The organism is Nocardia sp. NPDC050435 (genome assembly GCF_040655395.1).
GTDB lineage: Bacteria > Actinomycetota > Actinomycetes > Mycobacteriales > Mycobacteriaceae > Nocardia.
Genome location: NZ_JBFAJW010000008.1, coordinates 181,136 through 204,882 on the forward strand (window position 1 = coordinate 181,136; position 23,747 = coordinate 204,882).

At 71.7% G+C, this 23,747-nt stretch carries 11 protein-coding genes; 10 read left to right on the forward strand and 1 reads right to left on the reverse strand.

The window, feature by feature from the left end; all coding sequences use genetic code 11:
* Nucleotides 1-61: 61 nt before the first annotated feature.
* Nucleotides 62-739 carry a helix-turn-helix domain-containing protein gene (locus AB0I43_RS24675; protein WP_356974405.1) on the forward strand — a complete coding sequence of 226 codons (678 nt, stop codon included), beginning with the start codon at nucleotides 62-64 and terminating at the stop codon, nucleotides 737-739.
* A gap of 1 nt (nucleotide 740) precedes the next feature.
* Here the strand turns inward: AB0I43_RS24675 and AB0I43_RS24680 are convergent, their stop codons facing one another.
* Complete coding sequence (locus AB0I43_RS24680; RefSeq protein WP_356974404.1) at nucleotides 741-1,508, reverse strand: TSUP family transporter; 768 nt, start codon at nucleotides 1,506-1,508, stop codon at nucleotides 741-743.
* Nucleotides 1,509-1,630: 122 nt separating this feature from the next.
* On the opposite strand from AB0I43_RS24680, the gene AB0I43_RS24685 reads away from it, so the two are divergent.
* The 9 genes from AB0I43_RS24685 to AB0I43_RS24725 all read left to right on the forward strand — a co-directional run bounded on the left by AB0I43_RS24685 (nucleotide 1,631) and on the right by AB0I43_RS24725 (nucleotide 23,685).
* Nucleotides 1,631-2,800 carry a histidine kinase gene (locus AB0I43_RS24685; protein ID WP_356974403.1) on the forward strand — a complete coding sequence of 390 codons (1,170 nt, stop codon included), beginning with the start codon at nucleotides 1,631-1,633 and terminating at the stop codon, nucleotides 2,798-2,800.
* 26 nt (nucleotides 2,801-2,826) lie between these two features.
* On the forward strand, nucleotides 2,827-3,483 hold the full coding sequence (locus AB0I43_RS24690; protein ID WP_356974402.1) for a response regulator transcription factor: 657 nt from the start codon (nucleotides 2,827-2,829) through the stop codon (nucleotides 3,481-3,483).
* Between the two features lie 91 nt (nucleotides 3,484-3,574).
* Nucleotides 3,575-4,078 (forward strand): FxsA family protein, encoded by a 504-nt coding sequence (locus AB0I43_RS24695; RefSeq protein WP_356974401.1) that lies wholly within the window; start codon nucleotides 3,575-3,577, stop codon nucleotides 4,076-4,078.
* A gap of 69 nt (nucleotides 4,079-4,147) precedes the next feature.
* On the forward strand, nucleotides 4,148-4,642 hold the full coding sequence (locus AB0I43_RS24700) for a Uma2 family endonuclease (protein WP_356974400.1): 495 nt from the start codon (nucleotides 4,148-4,150) through the stop codon (nucleotides 4,640-4,642).
* Between the two features lie 148 nt (nucleotides 4,643-4,790).
* Nucleotides 4,791-6,389, forward strand: a complete 1,599-nt coding sequence (locus tag AB0I43_RS24705) for an amidohydrolase (protein WP_356974399.1) — start codon at nucleotides 4,791-4,793, stop codon at nucleotides 6,387-6,389.
* 219 nt (nucleotides 6,390-6,608) lie between these two features.
* Nucleotides 6,609-8,279, forward strand: a complete 1,671-nt coding sequence (gene lnt / locus AB0I43_RS24710) for an apolipoprotein N-acyltransferase (protein WP_356974398.1) — start codon at nucleotides 6,609-6,611, stop codon at nucleotides 8,277-8,279.
* A gap of 438 nt (nucleotides 8,280-8,717) precedes the next feature.
* Nucleotides 8,718-22,478, forward strand: coding sequence for an amino acid adenylation domain-containing protein (locus AB0I43_RS24715; protein WP_356974397.1), 13,761 nt, complete (start codon nucleotides 8,718-8,720; stop codon nucleotides 22,476-22,478).
* Entirely contained in the window at nucleotides 22,478-22,693 is a 216-nt protein-coding gene (locus AB0I43_RS24720) for a hypothetical protein (RefSeq protein ID WP_357432671.1), read from the forward strand. The genes AB0I43_RS24715 and AB0I43_RS24720 overlap by 1 nt, the downstream gene beginning before the upstream one ends.
* Nucleotides 22,690-23,685, forward strand: a complete 996-nt coding sequence (locus AB0I43_RS24725; protein ID WP_356974396.1) for an ATP-binding cassette domain-containing protein — start codon at nucleotides 22,690-22,692, stop codon at nucleotides 23,683-23,685. The genes AB0I43_RS24720 and AB0I43_RS24725 overlap by 4 nt, the downstream gene beginning before the upstream one ends.
* The last annotated feature ends 62 nt before the right edge of the window (nucleotides 23,686-23,747 follow it).

Consider the following 23,747-nt stretch of genomic DNA (forward strand, 5'->3'; position numbering starts at 1 on the left):
CCGGTCTTTCAAGATCACGCGGCGCGCGGAAAACCCGTGGTTACACCATAGAGCGCAACATATGTCGTACTGTGCCCGCGTGCCACCATCCGCCCTCCGCGACCGTAAACGGGAACGAACCCGCCGCGCTCTGCTCGAAGCCGCTGTCGAGTTGTTCGAGGATAGAGGTTACGAGGACACGACCGTGGCCGATGTGGCTGCCGCCGCCGAGGTGGGCACCCGCACCTTCTTCAACTACTTCGCCTCCAAGGAAGAGCTGCTCTTCCCCGAACCCGACGAACGGGTCCGGGCCGCGGTGGCCGCCATCGGCTCCCGGCGCCCCGGCGAACGGCCGGTCGAGGTGCTGCTGCGCGCGCTGCGCGCGGCGGGCGACAACCCCGGCGATCACCTGGTCGACGATCTCAACGCCCGCATCGCCGCTGTCCGGGCCCAGGTTTCGCGCACCGTGCCCGCCGTGAGTGGCCGGGCCGCGCACGCGCAGATGGTCGCCCAGCGCGAGATCGGCCGCCAGCTGCACGCGGCCTTTCCCGACGAGCTCGACGAGGTCGGCGCGGCCGCCCTGGTCGGCGCGGTGGTGGGTGCGGTGTCCGGCGCGCTGACAGTGCTGTTCCAGCAACCGAATTCGGGGCCGGAGGACGGGGAGCGCCTGCACGAGCGCATCCACGAGACCACCGAGCAGATCCTGCGGCCCTGGCTCGCCTCCAGCCGCGCGGCCAAGGAACCGCATCCGGTCGGATAGCTCAGGCGAACTGCTGCCAGCCCAGGCGCGCCACCATCGCCACGACCACCACCAGCAGGACGACGCGCACGAACTTCGCGCCGTTGCGCAGCGCCATGTGTGAGCCGAGCACCGCGCCCGCGATATTGGCGATCGCCATCGCCGCGCCCAGCGCCACCAGGATGTGGCCGGTGAGCCCGAAGTAGATCAGCGCGCCCACGTTGGACCCGCAGTTGATCACCTTCGCCATCGCCGCGGCGCGGACGAACTCCGTGCCGAGCAGCGTGGCGAAGGTGATGATCAGGAAGGTGCCGGTGCCGGGACCGATCAGGCCGTCGTAGAGGCCGATCAGGCCCGCGGCGAGCGCGACCACCAGGATCACCTTGCGCCGGGTCGGGCGATGGGTGGCCAGCGTGACGCCGATGCTGGGCCGGAAGGTGACGAACAGCGCGACCCCGACCAGCACGACCAGCACGATCGGGATGAACAGCTCCCGGTCGATCAGCGACACCGCCGCCGCGCCGGCGGCGGCCGTCACCGCGGCGAGTACCGCCGCCGGCACCATCATCCGCCACTGCATCGGCACCTTGCGGGCGAAGGTCGCCACCGAGGCCGCGGTACCCGCGACCGCGGCCATCTTGTTGGTGCCGAGCGCGGTCTGCGGCGCGATGTTCGGCGCCACCAGCAACAGCGTCGGCAGAATGATCAATCCGCCGCCGCCGACCACCGCGTCCACCCAGCCCGCTGCGGTCGCGGCGACCAGCAGGGCCGCCCAGTCTCCGAGATCCACCTCGCAAGACAACCAGACATCCCATGATTCATCGGTCAGGGGGTCGGCAGTCCGCGCCGGCGGACGGGGCGGGCAGTTACTGCGGGGCTGCATTGCGTGCAAGCACGCATACGCTGATCTCCATGCGCCGGTTCAGCCTGTGGCTTCGCGGAAAGCCCGTCGTCGCCGACTCCATGCTGGCGTTCGCACTGCTGCTGCTCGACATCGTCGCCGGAGTCGGGGACAGCAAGAACCCGATCGTCTACCTCGTGCTCAGCGGGCTGCTGCCGTTGCCGGTGGCGTTGCGCCGGATCTATCCGCGCGCGATGGCCGCGACCATGGTGACGCTGTCGATCGGCACCTCGCTGCTGAGCTACCTGCTCGACGATCTGGCCGTGCACCCGGCCCTGCTGGCGCTGGGCATCATGCTCTACACCCTGGTCGCCTACGTCGGGCGGCGCGAGGGCATGCTGCTGGCGGCCGCGCTCGTGGTCGACACCACGCTCTCGATCACGCTGGTGGATCAGCCCGCCGTCACCACCCTGGTGTTCGCCGCCATGTACTACGCGCTGTGCTGGACCCTGGCCGAATTCAACGGGGCCCGGCACGCCTACGACACCGAGGTCGCGGCGCGACTCGCGGTCGCCGACTACGACCGGGAACGCCGCACCCACGACGCGGTCTCGCGGGAACGCACCCGCATCGCGCGCGAACTGCACGATGTCGTCGCGCACGCGGTCAGCGTCATGATCGTGCAGGCCGACGGGGCGAAGTACGCGCTGCGCCGCGACCCCGACACCGCCGAGCAGGCCCTGACCGTCATCTCGGGTACTGGCCGTGAAGCGCTGCGCGAACTGCGCCGGACGGTGGCGCTGCTGCGCACCGAGCACGCGCCCGATCAACTTCCGCAGCACGGCACCGCCGGGCTGGCGGCCATGGTGGAGATGATGCGCGGCACCGGGCTCGCCGTCGACTTGGAGCTGACCGGGGACGTGGACGGTCTCGCGCCCGAGGTCAGCCTCGGGGTGCACCGGATCGTCCAGGAGTCGCTGACCAATACGCTGCGGCACGCGGGCGCCAGCCCGAAGGCGTGGGTGCGGGTGCTGCGGCGGGAGGACGACGTGGCGGTGACCGTCACCGATTCCGGCGGCACCCCCGTGCTCGCGCACCCGATCCAGGGCGGCGGGCTCGGGCTGCTCGGCATGCGCGAGCGGATCGCCGTGCTCGGCGGCACCTTGACGACCGGGCGCACGCCCGAGGGCAAGTGGCGGGTGCACGCCACCATCCCGCTCACCCCCGCACCCACCGAATAGCTCTGCTCTGCCGATAGATTGAAGACGTGCCGATCACCGTTCTCGTCGTCGACGACCAGGAATTGATGCGCATGGGCCTGAAGATGGTGCTCGGCGCCCAGCCCGACCTCGAGGTGATCGGGGAAGCCGAGAACGGCGCCGCCGCGGTATCGCGAGCCCGGGAACTGCGGCCCGACGTGGTGCTGATGGACGTGCGGATGCCGGTCGTGGACGGCGTCACCGCCACCGGGCAGATCGTGGAGGGCGGGCACAGCCGGGTGCTGGTGATGACCACCTTCGACCTCGACGAACACGCGCTGGGCGCGCTGCGCGCCGGGGCCAGCGGGTTCCTGCTCAAGGACACCCCGCCCGAGGATCTGATCTCCGCGATCCGCAGCGTCGCCGCCGGGGACGCCGTGGTCTCGCCCAAAGTGACCAAGCGCCTGCTGGACCGCTTGATCGCCGAGGAGCCCGGCGGGATGCGCGATCCGGCGGTGCTCGACGTGCTCACCGCGCGGGAGCGCGAGGTGCTCGAGCAGATCGCCGCGGGGCGGTCCAACGCCGAGATCGCCGAGCAGCTGTTCCTGTCCGAGGCGACCGTGAAGACCCACGTGGGGCGGGTGCTGACGAAACTGGGGCTGCGCGACCGGGTGCAGGCTGTGGTGCTGGCCTACGAAACCGGGCTGGTCCGGCCCGGCGGCTGAGGGTGCCGGAAATCTCAGGGGGTTCCCAGGCGGGAACGGGAGCGATCCGGGCCGCCGCGACGTTGGAACGAGTAGACCGAAAGGATCGCCCATGCCCGCCCTGATCTTCGTCCTGTACGCCGTCACCGAGCTCGCCGCCTTCTACGCCGTGGCGCATTTCTTCGGGCTGTTGCCCGCGATCCTGCTGCTCATCGCGGTCTCGGCCGTCGGCATGCTGCTGATCGGGTCCCAGGGGCGTCGCGTCTTCGAGCAGTTCCGCCGTGCCCGCCGCGGGGAGATCACCCCCGGCACCGCGGTCGCCGACGCCACCCTCGTCGCCGCCGGCGGCTTCCTCATGTTCGTCCCCGGCCTGGTCACCGGGCTCGTCGGCCTGCTCTTCCTGCTCCCGCCCACCCGCTTCCTGGTTCGCCCGCTGGTCGGGCGCATCGCCGACCGCCGCGTCGACAAGCTTCGTGCCCAGATGCCCTATCGCGGGATCGTCATCGACGGTGCGGACGTCGTGGATCGTGGTGAGGTCATCGATGGTGTGGTGGTGCAGCAGTTCTACGAGGATGGGAAGGGCGGCGCGCACCGCGTCATCGGGCCGGTGGTCTGAAAACCCGCGAAAAAAGCTGGCATACTGGGTCGTTGATCGCGCACAGCCTATGAAAGAGGTGGGCTCGCCATGGTGGTGCATTTCGAATTTCTGGATCAGGCCTATGGCCTCCAGGCACCCGACGGGTACCGGATCGATGTCAAGGGGGACGAGATCGTGATGTCGCCGCAGCGCCCGGCTCACTGGCGGGTCATCAGCGATCTGGATTTCCAAGTGCGCACCCAGGATCAGTCGGTGCAGCGCCAGTCGGACGTTCGCATGGCCCTGCCCGGCTGGAAGCACCCCCCGGCGCCCGACTTCGCTGTCTATCCCGAGGGCGCCGCGCTGGCCGCGGCGAACGCTCTGTTCGTCGCGGAGGTCGTCGCGGAATCGAGCCGAGAGGCGGATTTCGACACCAAGCGCAAAATCTATGCGAGCGCCGGTGTGCCCGAATATCTGGTAGTCGACCCCGAGAGCGGAACCTGGTCTCTGTTCAGCGACCCCGTCGATGACGGTTACACCAAAGTCCAGGATGGCACCCGCGGCGACAGGGTGCGGATTGCCGGTTTCACCATCGAACTGTAGGTCTACGTACGGTGACCCCATTCCGGTAGCCCGCGCTCTGCAACAGCGGTCCTTTGCCGCGGTATCTGGGATAGCTGGCAGTAGTCGGGCGCGGCCCGGAGCATAGGGGCCGCTCCGACGCGCGGGGGATACGGCAGACTGGTCGACTGTGAGTACCCAGTTGCTGATCGGTGGTCGGATCTACAGTTCCAGTGCGCCCGATGCGACCGCGATGGCGGTCACCGACGGGATGGTGGTGTGGCTGGGGGCCGACAAGCCGGGGCGGGCGTTGCATCCGGATGCGGAGATCATCGAATTGGACGGGGCGTTCGTGGCGCCGGGGTTCGTCGATCCGCACGTCCATGTGACGGCGCTGGGGTTGCGGTTGACGGGGCTCGATCTGTCGGGCGCGGAGTCGCTCGCGCACTGTCTCGAGTTGCTGCGGGTGCACGCGGGCTCGCATCCGGACGGGGTGATCCTCGGGGACGGGTGGGACGAGACCGGGTGGGCCGAGGGACGGGCGCCGACGGTGGCCGAGATCGACGGGGCCGCGGGGCTGGGGCGGAAGGTGTATCTGGCGCGGGTGGACGGGCATTCGGCCGTCGCGTCCTCGCCGCTGCTGGAGGCGGTGCCCGAGGTGAACTCGGCGGTGGGGTACACCGCCGGTGCGCCGGTGCGCGCCGACGCCCACCACCTGGTGCGCGGCGCGGCGCTCGCGGAATTGACTCGTGCGCAACGTGATTCGGCGCGCAAGGCGGCGCTGGACGCGGCGGCGGCGCAGGGGATCGTGGCGGTGCACGAGTGCGGTGGGCCCGATATCGCCGGGCGCGCGGATCTGCGGGAGCTGCTGGAGTTCGAGCACGGCGTCGAGGTACGGGCCTACTGGGGTGCGCCGGTGCGGACCGCCGAGGAGGCGAAGGCGCTGGTGCAGGAGCTCGGCGTGCATGGGCTGGCCGGTGATCTGTTCGTGGACGGTTCGCTCGGGTCGCATACCGCGTGGCTGCGCGAGCCCTACGCCGACGAGCCGACGAGCGGTCGTTCCTATCTGGACGCGGACGCGGTCGCCGCGCACGTCCGGGCCTGCACCGAGGCCGGAATCCAGGCCGGTTTCCACGTCATCGGCGATGCTGCGATGGACGCGGTGGTCGCCGGGTTCGGGCGCGTCGTGGACGCGCTGGGCGGTCCGGCGGTCGCGTCACGCGGCCATCGCGTCGAGCACGCCGAACTGCTGGACGCCGATCAGATCGAGAAGCTCGCCGCCTGGGGCGTCATTGCCAGCGTGCAACCGGGTTTCGACGCCGCCTGGGGCGGACCGGACGGCATGTACGCCGCCCGCCTCGGCGCCGAGCGCGCCGCCCGCCTGAACCCGTTCGCGGCCATGGCCGCCGCGGGCATTTCCCTCGCCCTCGGCTCCGACGCGCCGGTCACGCCGCTCGACCCGTGGTCCGCCGTGCGCGCCGCCGCGCACCATCGCACGCCGGGCAACGGGATCTCCCCGCGCGCCGCCTTCGCCGCCGCCACTCGCGGGGCCTGGCGCGCGGGCGGCGTCCGCGACGGTCTCGCGGGCACCCTGGTCCCCGGCGCACCCGCCTCCTACGCGATCTGGGAGGCCGACGACCTGGTCGTCGCCGCGGCCGCCGACACCGTCCAGCGCTGGTCCACCGACCCCCGCTCCCGCGTCCCGGGCCTGCCCCCACTGGACCCGGCCGCCACCCTGCCCCGCTGCCTGCGCACCGTGCATCGCGGGGTCACCATCTATGAAGCCTGATCCAGCCGGGGCCGCCGCCGGTGATTCCCGCGTCACCGAGGCACGGTCACGCCGCCGCGAGGCCCAGCGCCTCGGTTCGGCGCGGCGGAGTTCGCCCGCGGGAAAGCGTGCGCTCGAGCGCGCATCCGCCTGCGCGACGACGATCCTCGAACCGCGGCAGGGGCCACACCCCGTGCGGACACCGTTTGTGGCGATTATCGATGGGGAGTGGGCGGGACTATGAGTGAGGGGCGCGAGCCGGTGTTGCGGCGGGTGACGAGTGTGGTCGGCGAGTATCCGGTGCTGAGCCGGTCGGTCGGGGCGGTGGTGGCCGGGGCGCTGCTGTTCGGGAGTTTTCCGCCGCGCCCGTTCTGGTTTCTCGCGCCGCTCGGGATCGCGCTGCTGACGTTGGTGGTGCGGGGGGAGGGGAAGTTGCGGGGTGGGTTCGGGTACGGCGTGCTCGCCGGGCTCGGGTTCTTTCTGCCGTTGCTGCCGTGGACCGGGATCTATGTGGGGCCGGTGCCGTGGCTGGCGTTGTCGGCCGTGTGTGCGGTGTACGTGGGGCTTTTCGGGGTGCTGGCGCGGCTGCTGGGGAAGCTGCGCGGCTGGCCGCTGTGGATCGCGCTGGCGTGGGTCACCACCGAGTGGGTGCGGTCGAGTTTTCCCTTCGGCGGGTTTCCCTGGGGGCGGCTGGCTTTCGGGCAGGCCGACGGCTGGTTCCTGCCGCTGGCGATGGTGGGCGGCGCGCCGCTGATCGGGTTCGGGGTGGCGCTCACCGGCACCGGGGCGGCGGCACTGGTCGAGCGACTACGCGGCAGCCGCCACAGCTCGCCGGCAAGTGCGCCGGAACCGACCGCCGCCGTAACGAAGCCGCAGGTCGGGATGGGTGCCCGGGCCGGAATTATCACTGCGGCAGCAACTCTGGCTATCATGCCTATCACCGGAGTGATCCTCCGGCCCGCGCTGCCCGGCCCGGATGTGGGCGACCGGATGATCACGGTCGCCGCGATCCAGGGCAGCGTGCCGCGGCTCGGTTTGAATTTCAACGAGCAACGGCGCGCGGTGCTGGACAACCACGTCCGGCGCACCGAGGAATTGGCCCGGGCAGTCGCGGAGGGGGCCGCGAAACAGCCGGATGTCGTGATCTGGCCGGAGAATTCCTCCGATATCGATCCCTTGCGTAATGCCGACGCGCGGGAACTGATCACCCGGGCCGCCACGCTGATCAAGGCTCCGATTCTGGTCGGGGCGGTGCTGATCAATTCCGATCGCACCACCACCAACTCGGTGATCGTCTGGACCGGCGCCGAAGGCCCGGGGGACCGGCACGACAAGAAGATCATCCAGCCCTTCGGCGAATATCTGCCGATGCGCTCGTTCTTCCGGCTCTTCTCCGAATACGCCGACCGCGCGGGCTATTTCGTGCCGGGTAACGGAGACGGCGCGGTGCGGGCGAACGGCATCGATATCGGCGTGGCCACCTGCTATGAGGTCGCCTTCGATCGCGCCTTCCGCGATTCCCTGGACGCCGGCGCGCAACTGCTGACGGTGCCCACCAACAACGCCACCTTCGGCGACAGCGAGATGACCTATCAGCAGCTGGCCATGTCCCGGGTGCGCGCCGTGGAGCACGGACGCGCGCTGGTCGTGGCGGCCACCTCGGGCGTGAGTGCGATCATCACCGCCGACGGCGCGGTGCGTCAGCAAACGCCGCTGTTCGTGCCCGCGGCCCTCGTCGCCGACCTGCCGTTGCGGCACAGCACCACGCTCGCTACCCGATTCGGCCCCGTACCCGAACTGCTGTCCGTTATTCTCACCGCAGCCGCTGTGGTGGCGGCGCTGCTGGCCCGGCGACGGACCCGCGGCACCGGCGCCGCCGCGGACGACGCGCTCGCCCGGCCGCTCGGCTGACGCGAGCCGGCGGGCTCGAATCAACCGAACACCCGGTACTTTCCGGGGTCGGTGTGACGAAAAGGCACAATCGCCGGCCCCCGCGCGCTGTTCGCTCTGGCATTGCCGGGGCGCGTACCGCATCTTCTGCCACACGCCTGATGGTGGTGTTTCCAGTGGTTATCGCAGCGAATCTGTCGCATTAGCGAATAAATAGCTGTCGGATCAGCCGCACTACCAATGCGCGTCGATGTGAAACAAATCCACATCGGCGACCATCCGATGGTCTTGATGCTCCGAATCATAGGTCGTGGATCACGTCCTACGGCTGGCGCATGCGCGCGGGTCGTGGTGGTGCTCGGGGAGTTGCGTCAACTGCGCCCACCGGTCGCCCGACCACCGCCCCTCCGGGGGTAGCCACGGCGATGCGGTATTGAACCGGCAGAACGGAGTGATTTGATGAGGTCATTGGCCAGCGAACGCGTCGACCAATGCTCTTCCAGCGAATTCTCGGCACAACCCTTTTCGCTCACGCCCGCGCAGACGGCCCTGTACTACGCGCAGCGGATCAGCCCGGAAGTGCCGCTCACCATCGCTCAGTACGTCGAGATCAAGGGCGACCTCGACGTCGGCCGGCTGCTCTACGCGATCGAACGCTTCGGCGCCGAAACCGAAGTCGGCCACGTGCGCCTGCAGGAGATCGACGGCGTGCCGCATCAGCTGATCGATATGGCCTGCCGTCCCGGCTGGGCCCGCGTCGACCTGCGCGCCGAAGCCGATCCGAAGGCCGCCGCGCTGCGCTGGATGGACGCGCACTCCGCCACACCCATCGATCTCGACCGGGATCCGTTGACCACCAACGTGATTCTGCGCCTCGGTGACGCCGACTACATCTGGTACGCGCGCGCCCACCACATCGTGATCGACGGCTACGGCGCCATGAACGCGCTCACCCGCACCGCCGAGATCTACTCCGCCCTGGAGCATCGGAGCGAGCCGGCGGTGTCCCGCGCGACCCCGCTGGCCACCATCTACGCCGACGAGCAGACCTACCGCGATTCCAGCCGCTTCCGCAACGACCGCGAGTACTGGACCGAGCAGCTCGCGGGCGCGGGCAGCGCGATCACCCTGTCGGCCGCCAACGGCAACGGCTCGGCCCCCGAGGCCGGCCGCCGCACCGCCGCCGGTGAACTCGACGCCGCCGCCGACGCCGCGATGGAGGCCGCCACCGCGGCCTTCGGCACGCACAGCTCCACCCTCTTCGTCGCCGCCCTGGCCTGCTACGTGCGCTCGGTCACCGGCAATCCCGATGTGGTGCTGAGCCTTCCGGTGTCCGCGCGCACCACCGTCGCGCTGCGCCGCTCGGCGGGCGTGGTGTCCAACGTGGTGCCGATCCGCCTGCGCTTCGACCCCGAGACCACCGTCGCCGACGTGGTGCGCGCCGCGGAACTGCAGATCACCGGCGCGCTGCGGCACCAGCGCTACCGGCACGACGACATCCGCCGCGACTGCGGCTATTCGCGCGAGTCGCGCGGGTTCTTCGGCCCGATGGTCAACATCATGCTGTTCCACAACGAGCTGAGCTTCGGTAGCCTGCCGGGCTCGCTGCACGTGCTGTCCACCGGCCCGGTGGAGGACCTCTCGGTCAATCTCTACAACGGCGACGGCGGCCGCATCCACATCGACTTCGAGGCCAATCCCCGCCTCTACACCGGCGCGGAGGTCGGCGCCCACCACGCCCGCTTCCTGGACTTCCTGGGCCGCTTCCTCGCGGCCGACCCGGTCACGCGCACCGAGACCCTGCCCGCGATCACCGCCGCCGAGCGCGACCTGGTGCTCTACGACTGGAACGCCACCGAGGCGCCGGTCCAGCAGGGCACCCTGGCCGGGTTGTTCGCGATCCAGGCCGGGCTGTGCCCCGACAGCGTCGCGCTCGAATTCGGCGCCGAGACACTGACCTACGGCGAATTCGACGAACGGGCCAACCGCCTGGCCCGGCTGCTGATCGCGCGCGGGGCGGGCCCGGACACCCTGGTCGGGTTGTGCCAGCGCCGCGGCCTCGAACTGGTCGTCGGCATGTACGCGATCGTCAAGGCGGGCGCGGCATACCTGCCGCTGGACCCGGACCATCCGGCCGAGCGGATCGAGGAGATCGCGAAGCAGGCCGCGCCCGTGTGCGTGCTGACCGCGGACCGGGACGGGCTCACCCTGCCCGCCGCGGTGCCGACCCTGGCGATCGACACCGTCGATCTCGCCGGCTACGACGGCGCGCCGGTCACCGACGCGGATCGACCCCGGCCGCTGCGCGCCGACCACCTGGCCTACGTCATCTTCACCTCGGGGTCGACCGGCAAGCCCAAGGGCGTCGGCGTCACGCACGCCGCGATCGTGAACCGGCTGCGCTGGATGCAGCACGCCTATCCGCTGGACGCCACCGACGCGGTGCTGCAGAAGACGCCGGCCACCTTCGACGTGTCGGTGTGGGAGTTCTTCTGGCCCTTGCAGATCGGTGCGCGCCTGGTGGTCGCCGCGCCCGACGGGCATCGCGATCCGGTGTACCTGGCCGCGGTCATCGTCGAGAAGGAGATCACCACCGCGCACTTCGTGCCGTCCATGCTCTCGGTGTTCGTCACCGACACCGATGTGCGCGGCTGCCACTCGCTGCGCCAGGTCTTCTGCAGCGGCGAGGCGCTGCCGGCCGCCGCCGCCCACGCGTTCCGGGCGGCGCTGCCGCAGGCCCGGCTGCACAACCTGTACGGGCCCACCGAGGCCGCGGTCGACGTCACCTACTGGCCGTGCCCGGTCGACCCGGCCACCGTGCCGATCGGCAGCCCGGTGTGGAACACCCAGACCTACGTGCTGGACGCCGACCTGCGCCCGGTCCCGCCCGGCGTGGTGGGGGAGCTGTACCTGGCGGGCGTGCAGCTGGCCCGCGGCTACCTCGGTCAGCCGCGCCTGACCGCCGATCGCTTCGTCGCCAATCCGTTCCGGTCCGGCGCCCGGATGTACCGCACCGGCGACCTGGCCCGCTGGCAGGTCGATCCGGACCACGGCGCGGCGCCCGCCGACGAATCCGTCGGCGTGCTGGATTACCTGGGCCGCACCGACTTCCAGGTCAAGATCCGCGGCCTGCGGATCGAGCTCGGCGAGATCGAGTCCGCGCTGCTGGCCGATCCTGCGGTGGCGCGCGCCGTCTGCGTGGCCCGCCCCGGCCGCGCCGGCGACGAACTGGTGGGCTATGTCGTGGCGGCGCCCGGCCACACCGTCGACACCGCCGCCCTGCTGATCGGGCTGCGCGGCACGCTGCCCGGCTACATGGTGCCGGCCGTGCTCGTGGTGCTCGACGAACTACCGCTCAACTCCAACGGCAAGATCGACCGGAAGGCCCTGCCCGCGCCGGCGCCCGCGGCTCGCCCGCAGGCGGTCGGCGCCGAGCCGTTCACCGAGGTGGAACGCACTCTGGCCGCGATCTTCGCCGAGGTGCTCGACCTGGACCGGTCCGAGATCGGCACCGCCGACAACTTTTTCGACCTGGGCGGCAACTCGCTGGTCGCCGCGCGCGCCGTGGCCCGGATCAACGCCGCGCTCGACGCCGGGCTGACCATCCGCGATCTGTTCGAGGCCGCGACGATCGCGGAGCTCACCGTGCGGTTCGCCGCGCACACGCCCGCCGCGACGCCGAAACTGGTTGCCGCGCAACGCCCCGAGCGCGTTCCGCTGTCGCTGGCCCAGCAGCGGCTGTGGATCCTGAACCGCTTCGCCGAGCACGCCGCCGCCTACAACATGTCGCTGGCGGTGCGCGTGACGGGCCCGCTCGACGTGGCCGCGCTGCGCGCCGGACTGCTCGACGTCATCGAACGGCACGAGAGCCTGCGCAGCACCTTCCCCGAAACCGAGGACGGCCCCTGCCAGGTGGTGCATCCGGCCGCGGAGATCCCGCTGACGCTGGACCCGATCGACGCCGCCGAGGCCGACGTCGCGGCGCTGGCCGCCGAATTCGCCGGCTACGGCTTCGATCTGCGCAGCCAGGCCCCGATCCGGGTGGCGCTGTGGCGTACCCACCCCGCCGGCCATGCCCCGGGGTCGACCGGACCGCAGTCGCACGTGTTCCTGCTGGTCCTGCACCACATCAGCGGTGACGGCTGGTCGGTGGCGCCGCTCGCGCGGGACCTGATGTCCGCCGTGGCGGCGCGGGCCCGTGGCAGTGCGCCCGAATGGTCGCCGCTGCCGGTGCAATACGCCGATTTCGCGCTGTGGCAGCGCGAGCTGCTGGGCGAGGAGTCCGACGAGACCAGCGCGCTGAGCCGGCAGCTCACCTTCTGGCGCGACACGCTCGACGGCCTGCCCGATCAGCTGGACCTGCCGCTGGATCGCCCGCGCCCGCTGCGCCGCGGCACCGGCGGCGGCCGGGTGGAGTTCACCATCGCGGCCGAAACCCGCCGGGCCGCAAACGAACTCGCCGCCACCCGGGGCGTCAGCATGTTCATGGTGCTGCACGCCGCGCTGGCCACGCTGCTGGCGCGCCTGTGCGGCAGCAGCGACATCGCGATCGGCACGCCGATCGCCGGCCGATCCGATCCGGCGCTGGACGAGCTGGTCGGCATGTTCGTCAACACCCTGGTGCTGCGCACCGAGGTCGACTCCGCCGCGGGCTTCGACGCGATGCTGGACCTGGTCCGCGAGACCGACCTGAACGCGTTCGCCAACGCCGACGTGCCGTTCGAGCGGCTCGTCGAGGTGGTCAACCCGGACCGCTCGGCCGCGCGGCATCCGCTGTTCCAGGTCATGCTGTCCTACGACCGCGCGCCCGAACTGCGGGTCGAGCTGCCCGGCGTCGACGGGGCTCCGGTGCAGGCCGAGATCCTGCCGCTGGACGCCGGTATCGCCAAGTTCGACCTGCAGCTCGAGGTTCGTGAGGACACGGCCGACGGTCCGCTCACCGCCGAATTCGGCTACGCCACCGATGTTTTCGACGAGCGCACGGTCGCGGCGTTCGCCCGCCGGTTCGTCGCGGTGCTGGACGCGGTGGTCGCCGCGCCCGCCGTCCCGGTCGGCGACATCGATCTGCTGGACCGCCGCGAGACCACCAAGCTGGTGCCGATCGCGGGTTCGCCCGCCGAGCCGTCGGTCACCCTGGCGCGCATGCTCACCCAGATCGCCGAGCGGCTGCCCGACGCGGTCGCCGTGCGCTACGCGGGTGTCGACACCACCTACGGCGAGCTCGACGAACTGTCGAACCGCCTGGCGCGGGTGCTGATCGAGCACGGCGCCGGACCCGAGGTCGTCGTCGCCGTCGCCCTGCCGCGCGGCCTGGATTCCATCGCCGCGGTCTGGGCGGTCGCGAAGACCGGCGCCGCCTACGTGCCGATCGATCCGGGCTATCCGGCCGAGCGGATCGGGCACATGATCGCCGACTCGGGCGCCATGCTCGGGCTGACCGTGCCGGACTGCCTGGCCGCCATGCCCGCGTGGCCCACCGCGCGCGGTAAGCATCGCAAGCAGACCGTGGACTGGCTGGTGCTCGGATCCGAGGCGCTGGCCGCGGAATCCGCGCGGCACGGCACCGGGCCGGTCACCGACGCCGAGCGGCACTACCCGCTGCGGGTGTCGCATCCGGCGTACCTGATCTACACCTCCGGGTCCACCGGCAAGCCCAAGGCCGTCGTGGTCACCCACGCCGGTCTGGCCTCGCTGGCGCACGAGCAGATGCACCTGTTCGGTGTCACCGATGCCGCACGGACCCTGCACTTCTCCTCGCCCAGCTTCGATGCCTCGGTGCTGGAACTGCTGCTCGGCTTCGCCGCCGGCGCGACCATCGTGGTCGCCCCGGCCGGGCTGTACGGCGGCCGCGAGCTCGCGGATCTGCTGCGCACGGAACGGATCACGCACGCGTTCATCACCCCGGCCGCGCTGGCCACGGTGCCGGACGAGGACCTCGGCGAGCTGGAGGCCGTGATCGTCGGCGGTGAGGCGTGCTCGGCCGAACTGGTCGACACCTGGTCGCGGCGGCATCGCATCCACAATATGTACGGCCCCTCCGAGGCCACGGTCGCGGCCACCGCGTCCGGCGCGATGCAGCCGAATCAGCCGGTGCCCCTGGGTCTTCCGGTGCGCGGCATGCGGCTGTTCGTGCTGGACGGCCGGTTGCGCCCGGTCCCGCCGGGCACGCCGGGTGAGCTCTACCTGTCGGGGCCCGGCCTGGCCCGCGGCTACCTGGGCCGGCTGGGCCTGACCGCCCAGCGCTTCCCGGCCAATCCGCACGGCCGCCGCGGCGAACGCATGTACCGGACCGGCGATCTCGTGGTCGCGGACCCGGCCGGGCTGCTGCGCTTCCTGGGCCGCGCCGACGATCAGATCAAGATCCGCGGTTTCCGCATCGAGCTCAGCGAGATCGATCACGTGCTGCGCGCGCACCCGGGCGTGCGGTTCGCGCTGACCGTCGTGCACACCGACGAGCACGGCCAGCCGCGCCTGGCCGCTTACGTGACCGCCGAGGCCGAGGTGACCGGGGCCGAGGTCGCCGAGACCGCGCGGCAGCGGCTGCCCGGCTACATGGTGCCCGCCGCGGTCGTCGTGCTGGACGAGCTGCCGGTCACTCCGTCCGGCAAGCTGGACCGGAAAGCCCTGCCGGAACCGGTGTTCGCGGCGGTGGGCTCCTCCCGCGCCCCGGCCGGCGACGCCGAACTCCGGGTCGCGGCGGTGTTCGGGCAGGTGCTCGGGCACCCCGTCGCCGGGGCCGAGGACAGCTTCTTCGACGTGGGCGGCAATTCGCTGCTGGCCACCCGCCTGGCCGCCGCGCTGCACGCGGAATTCGGCGTGGACCTGCCGGTGCGGTCGATTTTCGAGACGCCCACCGTGGCCGGGGTGGCCGAGCAGCTCACGAAAGCGCCCCGGACGCAGCGGCTGGCGCTGGCTGTGCACACGCCGCGTCCGGGACGCATTCCATTGTCGCTGCCGCAGCAGCGACTGTGGTTCCTCAATCGATTCTCACCCGAATCCAGTGCCTACAACATCGCATTCGTCATACGAATCGACGGCGATCTGGATGTGGCGGCGTTGCGGTCCGCGCTCACCGATCTGGTGGAGCGGCACGAGGTGCTGCGCACGGTCTTCCCGGAGGATCTCGAAGGCGCGCAGCAGTGCGTGCTGCCGACGGAGCGGGCGCTGCCGGATCTCACCCCGGTCGAGACCGACGCCGCGGGCGCGCAGGCGGCGCTGCGGGCGATGGCGCACCGCGGCTTCGATCTCACCACCGAGGTTCCGCTGCGCATCGCGGTGCTGCGCGTCGACTCCGGGCACCACCAGCTCGGCATCGCGCTGCACCACATCGCCGCCGACGGCTGGTCGCTGGGCCCGCTGACCCGGGATCTGGCCGCCGCCTACGTGGCCCGCCGCGAGGGCACCGAGCCGGCCTGGCCGCCACTGCCGGTGCAGTACGCCGACTTCGGGCTCTGGCAGCGCGCGGTGCTGGGCGCGGAGTCCGACCCGGAGAGCCTGGGCGCGCGCCAGCTCGCGTTCTGGCGCGAGACGCTCGCGGGCATTCCGGAGGAACTGCCGCTGCCCTACGACCGGCCCCGCCCCGCGACGCCCAGCCATCGGGCGGGCCGGGTGGAATTCACCGTGCCCGAGCCGATGCGCCGGGCGCTGGCCGAGCTGGCCCACGAACAGGGCGTCAGCCTGTTCATGGTGCTGCGCACCGCGCTGGCCGTGCTGCTGCGCGGCGTCACCGGCGGGCGCGACATCGTGATCGGCACCCCGATCGCGGGTCGCACCGACGCCAAGCTCGACGAGCTCGTCGGCATGTTCGTCAACACCCTGGTGCTGCGCTCCGACGTCGACCCGGATCTGCCCTTCGCCGGACTGCTGCGGGTTGACCGGGACACCGAGCTGGCCGCGATGGAGCATGCCGACCTGCCGTTCGAGCGCGTCGTCGAGGAACTCACCCGCGACACCCGCTCCACCGGCCGGCCGCCGCTGTTCCAGGTGGCGCTGACCGTGCAGGAGGGGCCGCTGCCCGCCCTGGAACTGCCGGGGCTGGCGCTGCGCGCCGAGGAACTCGACATCGCGCTGGCCAAGTTCGATCTGGAGCTGCGCGTCGGCGCCGCCGCGTGGGACGCCCCCGCCGGTCAGTCCTTCGAATTCGTCTACGCCGCCGAGCTTTTCGACGCCGGCACCGTCGAGACGCTGGCCGATCGGCTGCTGCGCGTGCTCGCGGCGGTGACCGCCGATCCGCGGGTGCTGATCCGCGACATCGACACCCGCACCGACGCCGAACGGCGGCTGCTCACCCCGGCCACCGGGTCTGCGGCCAACCCGCCGTGCACGCTCGCGGCCTGCTTCACCGCCACCGCCCACATGCACCCGGATCGGCTGGCGCTCAGCTCCCGGCCCGATCCGGACGCCGAGCCGATCACCCTGACCTACGCCGAGACCGACCGGGTCTCCAGCCGGTTGGCGCGCGCCCTCATCGAACGGGGCGTCGGCCCCGGCGACCGGGTCGCGCTCGGCCTGACCCGCTCGATCGAATCGGTGGTCGCAATGCTCGCGGTCACCAAGGCGGGCGCGGCGTTCGTGCCGATCGATCCGAAGTACCCGGCCGACCGGGTCCGGCACATGCTCGCCGACTCGGGCTGCTGGACCGGCATCACCGTCTCGCCGCACGCCGCCCGGCTGCGCGCGGTGGGCAGTCCGCACGACGGCGGCCGCCGCACCGAGTGGCTGCTGCTCGACGACGAGAACCTGGTCGCGGAGCTGGCCGAGCACGACGACGACCTGATCGAGGACTGGGAGCGCACCCGCGGTTTGCAGATCTCCGATCTCGCGTACCTGATCTACACCTCGGGGTCGACCGGCAAGCCCAAGGGCGTGGCGGTCACGCACTCCGGACTGTCCAATCTCGCCGACGATCTGCGCGACCGGATGCGCATCGACCGGGACTCGCGGGTGTTCCACTTCTCCACGCCGAGCTTCGACGCGGCGCTGTACGACTTGCTGTCGGCGTGGGGATCCGGTGCGGGACTGATCATCTGCCCGCCCGAGGTCTACGGCGGCGACGAGCTGGCCGCGCTGATGGAACGCGAGCGGGTCAGCCACACCTTCATGACCCCGGCCGCGCTGGCCACCATCGATCGCGACCGGTGGGCGCTGCCGGACCTGCGGGCGATGTGCGTCGGCGGCGAAGCGCTGGACCCGAACCTGGTGGCGCGCTGGGCGCCGGGGCGCAGCATGTTCAACGGCTACGGGCCGACCGAGACCACCGTGGTCGTCACCGTGGCCGGTCCGCTCGACCCGGAAGCGCCGATCACCATCGGCGGCCCGGTGCGCGGCGCCCGCCTGCTGGTGCTCGACGAGCGGATGCGCCCGGTGCCGACCGGCGTCCCGGGTGATCTGTACGTCGGCGGATTCGGCGTGGCGCGCGGCTATTTCGATCGCGCCGGGCTGAGCGCGACGCGCTTCGTCGCCGACCCGCACGGGCCGCACGGGACGCGCATGTACCGCACCGGCGACGTGGTGCGCTGGAACACCGCGGGCGAGCTGGTCTACCTGGGCCGCAGCGATCACCAGGTCAAGGTGCGCGGCTTCCGCATCGAACTCGGCGAGATCACCAACGCGCTGGCCGGGCATCCGAGCGTGCGGTACGCGCACACCGAGGTGCGCCGGATCGCGGGCATGGACCGGATCGTCTCCTATGTCCAGCCCGCCGACGCCCGCGGCGTCGACACCGAGACGGTGCGCGCGCATCTGGCCAATCAGCTGCCGGCGCACATGGTTCCGGCGGCGATCACGGTGCTCGACGAACTGCCGCTCACGCCCGTCGGCAAGCTGGACACCGCCGCGCTGCCCGAACCGCGATTCACCGCGGGCCCGGCGGCGCGCGCGCCGGAAACGGAATCCGAGCAGCTGGTGGCCCGGGTGATGGGCGAGCTGCTCGGCGCGGAGTCCGTCTCGGCCGCCGACAGCTTCTTCGACATCGGCGGAAACTCGCTGCTGGCAACACAATTGGTGGCGCGACTGGCGGCCGCCAGTGACGTCCGGCTCGCGGTCCGCAGCGTCTTCGCCGCGCCCACGGTGGCCGAGCTGGCCGCCCTGCTCGACGCGGGCACGGGTGGTGCGGCGCAGGCGCCGCCGCTGGTGCGCCGGGAGCGACCGGAGCGGATTCCGCTCTCGGCGGCCCAGCGCCGGCTCTGGTTCCTCAACCGGTTCAACGAAACCGACGCGGACGGCGCGTACAACATCCCGGTGGTGCTGCGGCTCAGCGGCACCCTCGACGTGGACGCGCTGGTGCGCGCCCTGCACGAGGTGCAGCGCCGGCACGAGACGCTGCGCACGGTGTTCCCCGAGCGCGACGGCAGCCCCGAGCAGCTGGTGCTCGACGCCGAGGACGCCGCCGTCACGCTGTTCGTCGCCACCGTGACGCCGGACGAGGTCGAGGGCGCGGTCCGCAGCTTCGCCGCCCCGGGCTTCGACCTGGCCGATCAGGTGCCGATGCGCGCGGCGCTGATCACCGTCGCCGAGCGGCCCGACCTGGACGGCGTGCCGCCCGCCGGTTCCACCGAGAACGTGCTGGTTCTGGTCGTGCATCACATCGCGATGGACGGCTGGTCGCTGGAACCGCTGGCCGCCGACGTCGCCCTGGCCTACCAGGCGGCGTGCACGGGCGCGGAATTCGGCTGGCCGGAACCGGAAGTGCAGTACGCGGATTACACCCTGTGGCTGCGCGACCTGCTCGGGACCGAGGAGGATCCGGAGTCGGCCGCCGGGCGGCAGCTGGCCTACTGGCGCGAGCGCCTGCAGGGCAGCCCCGAATTGCTCAGCGTGCCCGCCGACCGGCCGCGGCCGCCGGCGCCGTCCTACCGCGGCGGCTCGGTGGAATGCCCGATCGACGCGTTCACGCACCGGGAATTGCAGGCCATCGCGGGCGCGGGCAACGCGACCATGTTCATGGTGCTGCACACCGCGCTGGCGGTGCTGCTGCACCGGATGACCGGCACCGCCGACATCACCGTCGGCACCCCGATCGCCGGGCGCGGGCACCCCGCGCTGGACCGGATGATCGGCATGTTCGTCAACACGCTGGTGCTGCGCACCGAGGTCGACCCGGGCGCCGGGTTCACCGAGCTGCTGCAGCGGGTGCGCGAGGGCGACCTGGACGCGTTCGCGCACGGTGACCTGCCGTTCGAGCGCCTGGTGGAGGTGCTCAATCCGGCGCGCTCGCAGGCGCATCACCCGCTGTTCCAGGTGATGCTCTCGGTGCGCAATCATCCGGTGCGGGTGCTGGAGCTGCCCGGGCTGGTGATCACGGGCGAGGACATCGACGCCGGGATCGCCAAGTTCGATCTGCAGTTCACGCTCACCGAAACCCACACGGCGGCCAAGGAACCCGACGGCATCACGCTGTCGGTGAACTACGCGAGCGATCTGTTCGACGCCTCGACCGCGCAGCGCCTGGGCGCCCGCCTGGCCCGGCTGCTGGCCGCTGTCGCCGCCAATCCGACCGCCCCGGTCGGTGACCTGGAGATCCTGGACCAGGCCGAATGGAGCGGGCTGGCCCCGGTGCGCGGCGCCGAACCGGCGCGCCCGGTGACCTTCCCGGAGGTGTTCGCGGCCGCGGCGGCGGTGGATCGCACCGCGATCGCGCTGCGCTCGGCCGACACCCAGATCACCTACGACGCGCTCGACCGCTGGACCAACCGGCTGGCGCGCGTGCTCATGGATCTCGGCGTCGGCCCGGAAACGCTGCTGGCCCTGGGTATCCCGCGCTCGGTGGAGTCGGTGGCCGCGATGCTCGCGGTGGCCAAGGCCGGTGCGGCGTTCGTGCCGGTCGACCCGAACTACCCACCGCAGCGCATCGGGCACATGCTCACCGATTCCGGTGCGCGCCTGGGCATCACGCTCGGCGAGCACGTCGATCAGCTGTGCGAGGCCGGGCCCGGCACCCGCTGGTACACCCTCGACGATCCGGCCTTCCGGGCCGAGGTGCTCGCCGCCTCGGACGCGGCGATCACCCCGGACGAGCGCGAAGTCGCGCTGCGCGTGGAGAATCCGGCCTACGTCATCTACACCTCGGGCTCCACCGGCACACCCAAGGGCGTGGTGGTCACCCACGGCGGCCTGTCCAACTTCGCCGCCGAGACCGCGCAGCGCTTCGACGTCCGGCCCGGCAGCCGGGTGCTGCACTTCGCGACGCCGAGCTTCGACGCCGCCATGCTCGACCTGCTGCTCGCGCTCGGCGGCGCGGCGACCCTGGTGATCACGCCGCCCGGCGTGGTGGGCGGCGCCGACCTGCGCGAGGTGTTCATCGAGGAGGGCATCACCCACGCCTTCATCACCACCTCCGCGCTCGGCACGGTCGACCCGGCCGGGGTCACCGAACTGGCGCACGTGCTGGTCGGCGGCGAGGCGCTGCCGCCGGAGCTGGTCACCCGCTGGGCGCCGAACCGCAACCTCTACAACGTGTACGGGCCGACCGAGACCACCATCGTCACGGTCATCTCCGCGCCGATGGCGCCGGGCCGGCCGATCACCATCGGCGGCCCGATCCGCGGCGTCGGCGCGACCATCCTGGACGGCCGCCTGCACCCCGCGCCGGTCGGCGTCACCGGGGAACTGCACCTGGCCGGCCACGCGCTGGCCCGCGGCTACCTCAACCGGCCCGGGCTCACCGCGCAGCGGTTCGTCGCGAACCCGTACGGCAAACCCGGCGAACGCATGTACCGCACCGGCGATCTGGTGCGCTGGTTCGCCGGTCAGCAGGCGGCGTCGCCCGACCCGAGAATGGTCGCACCGCGCGAGATCGAATACGTGGGCCGCACCGACCATCAGGTCAAGATCCGCGGCTTCCGGATCGAGCTCGGCGAGATCGACACCGCGCTGACCCGGCACCCGGCCGTGGAGTTCGCCACCACGATCGGGCACCGCACCGCCGCGGGGGCGACCGCGCTCGTCTCGTACGTCAAGCCGCGGCGCGGTTCCGGGACCGACGTGCCGGAACTGCTGCGGCACGTGTCGGCGCTGGTGCCGAACTACATGGTGCCGCAGTCGATCATGCTGATCGACGAGGTGCCGCTGAGCCCCGTGGGCAAGCTGGACCGCAAGGCGCTGCCGGAACCGGTGTTCACCGCGACCGTCGGCTACCGGGCGCCCGGCACGCCGGTCGAAGCGGCGGTGTGCGCGGCCTTCGCGGCGGTGCTCGGCGCGGACGCGGTCGGCGCCGACGACGGGTTCTTCGAACTCGGCGGCAACTCGCTGCTGGCCACGAAGGTGGTGGCCCAGCTGCGCGACGCGGGCATCGACATGCCCGTGCAGCTGATGTTCGGCGCGGCCACCCCGGCGGCCATCGCGGCCCAGCTGGCGACGGCGGGCGGCGCGGGCGCGGCCATGGCGGCAGCCCTGGCTCCGCTGCTGCCGATCCGGCCGATCACCGCGGCCACCGGTGCGGCCCCGCTGTTCTGCGTGCACCCGGCGATCGGGCTGTCCTGGTGCTACTCCGGGCTGCTCGCGCACCTGTCGCCGGACCGTCCGGTGTACGGGTTGCAGGCGCCGCACGTGTCCGGTGCGGACGGCTTCGACTCGATCGCGCGGGCCGCGGAACACTATGTGGCCCACATCAAGTCGGTGCAGCCCAGTGGGCCGTACCATCTGCTCGGCTGGTCGCTGGGCGGACTGATCGCGCACGAGATCGCGGTCCAGTTGCAGGAGGCGGGGGAGCGGGTCGCGCTGCTGTCGATGATGGACAGCTACCAGCTCTCCGACGAGTGGCTGGAACACGCGATCCCGAGCGTCGCCGAGATCATCGAGGAATTCGGCGGCGACGCCCTCGGCGACACGGCGGCCGCGCTCGACCCGGCGATGAACCTGCGCGACGCGGCCGAACTGCTGCGCGCGCGGCCGGGCCCGTTCGCGGCGCTCACCGTCGACCATCTGGAGCGGCTCTACGCGGGCTACGCCAACGGCACCGTGCTCGCGCACGGGTTCCGCCCCCGGCTCTTCGACGGCGACCTGGTGTTCTTCACCGCGGCCGCCGACGAGATCAACCGCGCCGATCCCGCGCGCTGCGCCGCGGCGTGGGAGCCGTTCGTCACCGGCGAGATCCACGACCACCGGTTGCCGTGCCGGCACTCGGCGATGACGACGCCGGAGTCGCTCGCCTCGGTCGGACCGGTTCTGCACCGCCATCTGGAAATCACGTCACGTCGCACCGAACAGAAGGAGACCGTCTAGTGAGTGAGGGCGTGTTCTTACCCACCCCGTCGGCTCCGCCGACCGCCGCCCCCGTGGGGACGAGCACCCGGGCCCCGGGGCGGCAGATGCCGCCGCCGGGCAGCGAGAACAGCACGGAGCCGAGACTTTTCGTGCTGAACGAACTCAGCACGCTGGTCGCGAAGAAGGTCTTGCAGAGCCGGCGCTCACCGCGCCTGCCGGGAGGGGTGTCATGAGTCTGGCGGTGGAAGTCTCCGGTCTGGTCAAGAGCTACGGCAAGGTTCGGGTGCTCGACGACATCGACCTGCGGATCCCCGCGGGGACGGTGATGGGATTGCTCGGCCCCAACGGGGCGGGCAAGACCACCACCGTCCGCATCGTCACCACCCTGCTGCGGCCCGACGCCGGCTCGGTGCGGGTGGCCGGGGTCGACGTGCTGCGCGACCCGGCGGGCGCGCGCCGCCGCATCGGGTTGTCCGGGCAGTACGCGGCGATCGATGCGAACCTGTCCGGCTACGAGAACCTGCGGATGGTGTCGCGGCTCTACGGGATGTCGCCGCGCGGCGCCGCCGCCCGGGCCACCGAACTGCTGAGCTCGTTCGGGCTCGAGCACGCCGCGCACCGGCGCGCGGGCACCTACTCCGGCGGCATGGCGCGCCGGCTCGACCTGGCGGGCGCGCTGGTGGCCCGGCCCGCGGTGGTGGTGCTCGACGAGCCCACCACCGGCCTGGACCCGCGCGGCCGCCTGGACATGTGGCGCGTCATCGGCGATCTCGTCGACGACGGCACCACCGTGCTGCTCACCACCCAGTACCTGGAGGAGGCCGATCTGCTCGCGGATCGGATCACCGTCATCGACCGCGGGCGGGTCATCGCGCGCGGCTCGGCCGACGAGCTGAAGACCTCCATCGGCGGTGACCGGCTCACCGTCACCCTGGCCCCCGGCCAGGAGATGAAGCCCGCGCTGACCGTGCTCGCCCAGGTCGGCGTCGGCGAACCCATTCACGAACCCGGCACCGAGGAGGCGTCGGTGGTCGTCGGGGACGGCACCCGGACCATGGTCGAGGCGCTGCGCCGGCTCGACGACGCCGGGGTGTGCGTGCTCGACGCGAGCGTGCACCGGCCCAGCCTGGACGACGTGTTCCTGTCCCTGACCGGCACGATGCCTCAGCCCGAGGCCGAGACGGCGAACGAAACCGATGAGGTAGAAGAGGAGATCATGTCGTGACCGCCGCCGGTACAGCGCTGCGCGAGAAGGACGAGGCCGCCGCGGAGGCGCCCAAGCCCGCC